Raw genomic sequence first — 4663 nt, forward strand, 5'->3', positions numbered from 1 at the left:
CGCCTGACATCTCCAGGGCAGCAGCACCGCGAACTCCGGGAACCGTGCACCACACGGTTCCCGGAGTTTTTCGTCTCCGCTTAGAGTCCGAAATGGACTCCGGGGACGTGGTACCTGGGTACTACGCGGACGCCGGGTCAGCACTTCAGGCCGACGCCGTGGGACCGACGTTCTTCCTAGCGTCGTTTCATGGCCAGGGAAGAGGAAACCGCACATCAGCTCCGCCGGCTCGCGGCACTCGGCGGAAGCGTCCTCGTGTCCACCTCCCTCGTGAACATCTGGGCGGCAAAATCCACTGTGGACCGGACGCTCTACGTCAGCGGCCTGGGCGCGGACGGCGAGCCGACCGCGAGGTGGTTCGAGATTGCCCTGCTGTTGCTGGTGGCCGGGGGGTACGCGGTCGCGTGGGCCCTGCGCGGGGCCTGCGCGACCGGTCGCTGGACGCCCGCGTCGTCGGTGGCGCTCGCGTCGTCGTTCTTCCTGGTCGCCTCGCAGGTACCGTGCACGTACGGGTGCCCGGTGCCGCTGGGGGACACCTTCTCGTGGCAGGACCTGACGCACGTCGTGTCCGCGGTGGCCGGGTTCTCCTCCGCCGTGCTCGCGATGGCGCAGATGTCGCTGTCGGCCATCCACCCGGTGCTGCGGCGCCTGTCGCGGACGTGCGGAGCGCTGGTGGCCGTCATCGCGGCGGCGGGCGGCCTCTCGTGCCTGCTCGGCGTCCGCACCGACATCGGGAGCCTGCTGGAGTTCGTGGCGACCACCGTCGGCATGGGATGGCTGGTCGTGATCGGCGTGGCGGTGGCGGTGTCCCGCGGCGAACGGGAACGTCCCGCCCCGGAGGGCGAAGCCGTGCGGAGCGACCGCGATCCGGCCGGGGTGGGATCCCGGTGATCCACTTCGCACTGCGGCCGGGCGTTCCCCGTGGTTACAGTGACGCGGTGGCAGCTTCGGGGGAGAGGTCCGGCGGCGGCGCCGGACTGCCGCAGCCGCCCGGCGCGCTGCGCCGTTTCTGGCGCGCGCACCCGAAGCTCGTCGACGTGCTGGTCGTCTGCGCCTACCTGGTGGCGGGTTCGGCGTGGGCGCTGATCACGCCGCTGTCGTCCGGCCGGTGGCAGCCTGCCGCGCCCTGGCTGGTGTCGATGGCGGGGGTCGTCCTGACCGCCGGGGCGTTGACGGTCCGGCGCTCGCACCCCTGGCTGACGTTCGCGGTGGCGACGTGCGCCGCGGTCGCGACGATGACGACCGGCGACGCGATCGACCCGCAGGCGATGGCGCTGGCCGTCTACGCGCTGTTCGTGTACCGGTCCACTCGGGACGGCTGGGCCGGGTTCGCCGCCGTGGTCGCGCTCGGCGTCCTCGTGCGGCCCGCCGTCGAGATCGCCGTGCGGGGCGCGCCTCTGTCGTCGTTCTCGCTCAGCGTCTCCGGCCTGCTCCACACCACTGTCGTGCTGGTCGCCGCGCTGCTCGGCATCTCGGTCGCGGGCCGGCGCCGCTACGTCCGCACGCTCGTCGACCGGGCGAACCAGCTGGCGCACGAACGGGACCAGCAGGCGCGCATCGCGACCCTGGCGGAACGCGCCGGCATCGTCCGCGAGATGCACGACGTCCTGTCGCACAGCCTGTCCGTCATGGTGTCGCTGGCCGACGGGGCCGCCGCGCTGGCGCAGAAGGACCCGGTCCGCTGCCGCGACGCGGTGCGCGAGCTCGGCGGCATCGGCCGGCAGTCGCTGTCGGAGATGCGGCTCCTGCTCGGCGCGCTCGGCGACGAGGACGCCGCGGACCGCGCCACCGGCCCGTCGCTGTCGCCGAGCCCCGGCATCGCCGAACTGGACGGGCTGCTGGCCACGTTCCGCGCGGCCCGGATGCCGGTGCGCCTCGACGTCCAAGGACCGCCTCCGTCCTCACCCGGCGCCCAGAACGCCCTGTACCGGATCATCCAGGAGTCGTTGACCAACGTGCTCCGCTACGCCCGCAACCCCCGTCACGTCACCGTGGAGCTGAAGTCCGGAGTGGACGGCACGTCCGTCACGATCACCGACGACGGTGCCGCCGGGCCGCGGGCCGAGTCCGTGGGCCTGGGACGCGGCATCATCGGCATCCGCGAGCGCGCCGCGCTCTACGGCGGGACCGCGCAGGCGGGGCCCGTGCCCGGCGGGGGCTGGCGCGTCCACGTCGACATGCCGCAAGCCGAAGGAAAACCATGACCACGCAGCAGATCCGCGTCCTCGTCGTCGACGACCACGAGCTGATGCGGCGGGGCACCAGGATGGTTCTCGAGGCCGAGGACGACATCGAGGTGGTCGGGGAGTCCTCGGACGGTGGGGAAGCCGTCTACCACGCGGCGAAGCTGACACCCGACGTCGTGCTGATGGACGTCCGGATGCCCGGGATGGACGGCATCGAGGCGACCCGCCGGATCGTGCTGGAGACGCCGCGGAGCAGGGTGCTGGTGCTGACCACGTTCGACCTGGACGAGTTCGCCTTCGGCGGCCTGCGGGCCGGAGCCAGCGGGTTCCTGCTCAAGAACTCGCCGCCGGACGAGCTCACCCGCGCGATCCGGGTCGTCGCCGCCGGGGAGGCGCTGGTCTCCCCGCGGGTCACCCGGAGCATGCTCGACCTCTTCGCGAACCGGATCCCGCGCCCCGGCGCCGAGCCGGGACAGCGGATCGACGGCCTGACCGAGCGGGAGGCGGAGGTGTTCCTCGCGATCGCCAAGGGGCTGAACAACTCCGAGATCGCGGGCAGCCTGCACCTGTCGGAGTCCACCGTGAAGACCCACGTGGGCAGGGTGCTGGCCAAGCTCGGCGCCCGCGACCGGGTGCAGGCGGTCATCCTGGCCTACGAGCGGGGCCTCGTGTGACCGGGCGTGCCCGGCTGGGAGCGGTGCTGTGGGTGCTGGTCGCGCAGTACTTCGTGCTGCTGTTCGTCGTGCAGGCGCGGTGGGAGGTGCCGCACAGTTGGCTGCGCAACGCCATCAGCGACCTGGGCGCGGCCACCTGCTTCCGCTCGGCCGACGTCGAGCGCTGGGTGTGCTCGCCGTGGCACGTCGTCGCCGGCGTCTCCTGGACGGTGGCCGGACTGTGCCTGGCCGGCGGCGCCCTGCTGGTCCGGCCGCTGTTCCCGGACGGGCGAACGGCGCGTGCCGGGCTCGCTCTGCTCGTCGTCACGGGGCTCGCGCTGGTCGTCGTCGGCCTGAACCCGGAGGACACCCGTGCCGCGCTGCACGTCGCCGGCGCGGTCGTCGCCATACCGGTGGGCGAGGTCGCGCTGCTGCTGACCGGAATAGCGCTGGCGCGCACCGAGCGGTGGCGCGTTATGGGCGTCGTCGGGGTCTGCGCGGCGGTCGTGGCCATGGCGGCGCTCGTGCTGATGGTGGCCGGGGCCGGTGGTCCGGCCCTGTTCGGGCTGTGGGAACGCATCGCCGCTTTCCCGGTGCTGCTCTGGGCGATCGCGTGCGGGGTGGTGTTGCCGGCTCGGCCCGCCGGACGGCAATTCCGTTTCCGGAGCAGCCGGGCCCCGAGCTGATCGGGATTTCGGCGGGGGAGATGCCCTACCGGGGTGCGGGCGGATTTCCGGGTTCCGGAATTCCGCCCGCCCCGGTGGTGCTCAATTCTTCTTGAACGCGTTCTTCACCTTGCCGGCCGCGTCGCCGACGGCGTCCTTCACGTTCTCGACGGCCTCCTTGACGCCCGCCTTGGCCTGGTCGGCCTGGCCTTCCCGGCGCAGCCGCTCGTTGCCCGTCGCCGCGCCCGTGCTCTCCTTGGCCTTGCCGCCCAGGCTCTCGACCTTCGCGCCGATCTTGTCGCTCAACGACATGACATCCTCCCGCGTCGCTCGAAACGTCCTTTGCCTTTCGGTACCCGTTGACCGTTGTTCGTCACCGCGAAATGCGGGTGATGGTGCTCACTGATTTTCCGCGTGAGGTTCACGGGGTTCAGCGGTTCTTTCCGGGTGACGGAGCAACGCGCTGTGAGAGGAGATGGCCATGACCGAGGTGACCACTACGAAGACGGCGTCCCCGGCGTCCCCGGCGTCCAAGACGGCAGGTGTTGCGGTGGTGGAGAGCACTTCCTCCGAGACGGTTCGCGGCACGACCACGATCGCGGACGTGGTGGTGCAGAAGATCGCGGGCCTGGCCACCCGCGAGGTGCCGGGCGTGCACGCCCTCGGCGGCGGTGCGGTGCGGGCGTTCGGTGCGCTGCGGGAGAGGATTCCGGGCGCGTCCTCGTCGGTCGGCCAGGGCGTCTCGGTCGAGGTGGGCGAGCGCCAGGCGGCGGTCGACCTGCAGATCGTGGTCGAGTACGGCGTGTCGATCGCCGGGCTCACGCAGGCGGTGCGCCACAACGTGATCAGCGCGGTGGAGGGCATGACCGGCCTGGAGGTCGTCGAGGTCAACATCGCCGTGGACGACCTGCACCTGCCCGCGGAGGACGAGGAGGGCGAGCCCGTCCACACCGGCCGGGTCCTGTGAGGCCCGCGGCGCCGGTCCCGGCCGAGCGGGCGGCCGGGACCCCCTCGCCGTGGTTCTCTCCCGCCTTGGCGGAGGCCGAGCGGATCGCCGCCGCCGTGCTGACCGTGCCCTCGGTGACGGGCCTGCACGGCGGCCGGTTCGGGCAGATCGCGTCCCTCGGTCCCGGCCGGCGCGTCAACGGCGTCCGGGTGC

Annotated in this window: 6 protein-coding genes; 5 read left to right on the plus strand and 1 reads right to left on the minus strand. The window is 72.3% G+C overall.

Annotated features, from left to right (window positions below):
- Positions 1–189 precede the first annotated feature (189 nt).
- From ACFWGZ_RS39540 to ACFWGZ_RS39555, 4 genes are read left to right on the plus strand one after another with little or no spacing between them, the layout of a single operon-like run.
- Positions 190–891: a DUF998 domain-containing protein gene (locus tag ACFWGZ_RS39540; RefSeq protein ID WP_382456720.1), complete on the plus strand. Its 702-nt coding sequence runs from the start codon at positions 190–192 to the stop codon at positions 889–891.
- Positions 892–938: 47 nt separating this feature from the next.
- Positions 939–2204 carry a sensor histidine kinase gene (locus ACFWGZ_RS39545; RefSeq protein WP_382456721.1) on the plus strand — a complete coding sequence of 422 codons (1266 nt, stop codon included), beginning with the start codon at positions 939–941 and terminating at the stop codon, positions 2202–2204.
- Positions 2201–2860, plus strand: coding sequence for a response regulator (locus ACFWGZ_RS39550; RefSeq protein ID WP_382456722.1), 660 nt, complete (start codon positions 2201–2203; stop codon positions 2858–2860). The genes ACFWGZ_RS39545 and ACFWGZ_RS39550 overlap by 4 nt, the downstream gene beginning before the upstream one ends.
- On the plus strand, positions 2857–3525 hold the full coding sequence (locus tag ACFWGZ_RS39555) for a DUF998 domain-containing protein (RefSeq protein ID WP_382456723.1): 669 nt from the start codon (positions 2857–2859) through the stop codon (positions 3523–3525). Before ACFWGZ_RS39550 ends, ACFWGZ_RS39555 begins: the two co-directional genes overlap by 4 nt.
- 81 nt (positions 3526–3606) lie before the next feature.
- Here ACFWGZ_RS39555 and ACFWGZ_RS39560 read toward each other — a convergent pair whose 3' ends face one another.
- A complete protein-coding gene (locus ACFWGZ_RS39560) occupies positions 3607–3816 on the minus strand; it encodes a CsbD family protein (RefSeq protein WP_382456724.1) in 210 nt (69 codons plus the stop codon).
- A 169-nt stretch (positions 3817–3985) separates the two neighbouring features.
- Between ACFWGZ_RS39560 and ACFWGZ_RS39565 the strand changes: the two genes are divergently transcribed.
- Entirely contained in the window at positions 3986–4471 is a 486-nt protein-coding gene (locus ACFWGZ_RS39565; RefSeq protein ID WP_382456725.1) for an Asp23/Gls24 family envelope stress response protein, read from the plus strand.
- The last annotated feature ends 192 nt before the right edge of the window (positions 4472–4663 follow it).

Origin of the sequence: Lentzea sp. NPDC060358 (genome assembly GCF_042725365.1) — a bacterium.
Lineage (GTDB): Bacteria > Actinomycetota > Actinomycetes > Mycobacteriales > Pseudonocardiaceae > Lentzea.

What these genes read in the sequence shown, in the direction of transcription:
- ACFWGZ_RS39560 (WP_382456724.1), bottom strand. Translation starts at nt 3,816, where the DNA reads ATGTCGTTGAGCGACAAGATCGGCGCGAAGGTCGAGAGCCTGGGCGGC.
- ACFWGZ_RS39540 (WP_382456720.1), top strand. Translation starts at nt 190, where the DNA reads ATGGCCAGGGAAGAGGAAACCGCACATCAGCTCCGCCGGCTCGCGGCA.
- ACFWGZ_RS39550 (WP_382456722.1), top strand. Translation starts at nt 2,201, where the DNA reads ATGACCACGCAGCAGATCCGCGTCCTCGTCGTCGACGACCACGAGCTG.
- ACFWGZ_RS39565 (WP_382456725.1), top strand. Translation starts at nt 3,986, where the DNA reads ATGACCGAGGTGACCACTACGAAGACGGCGTCCCCGGCGTCCCCGGCG.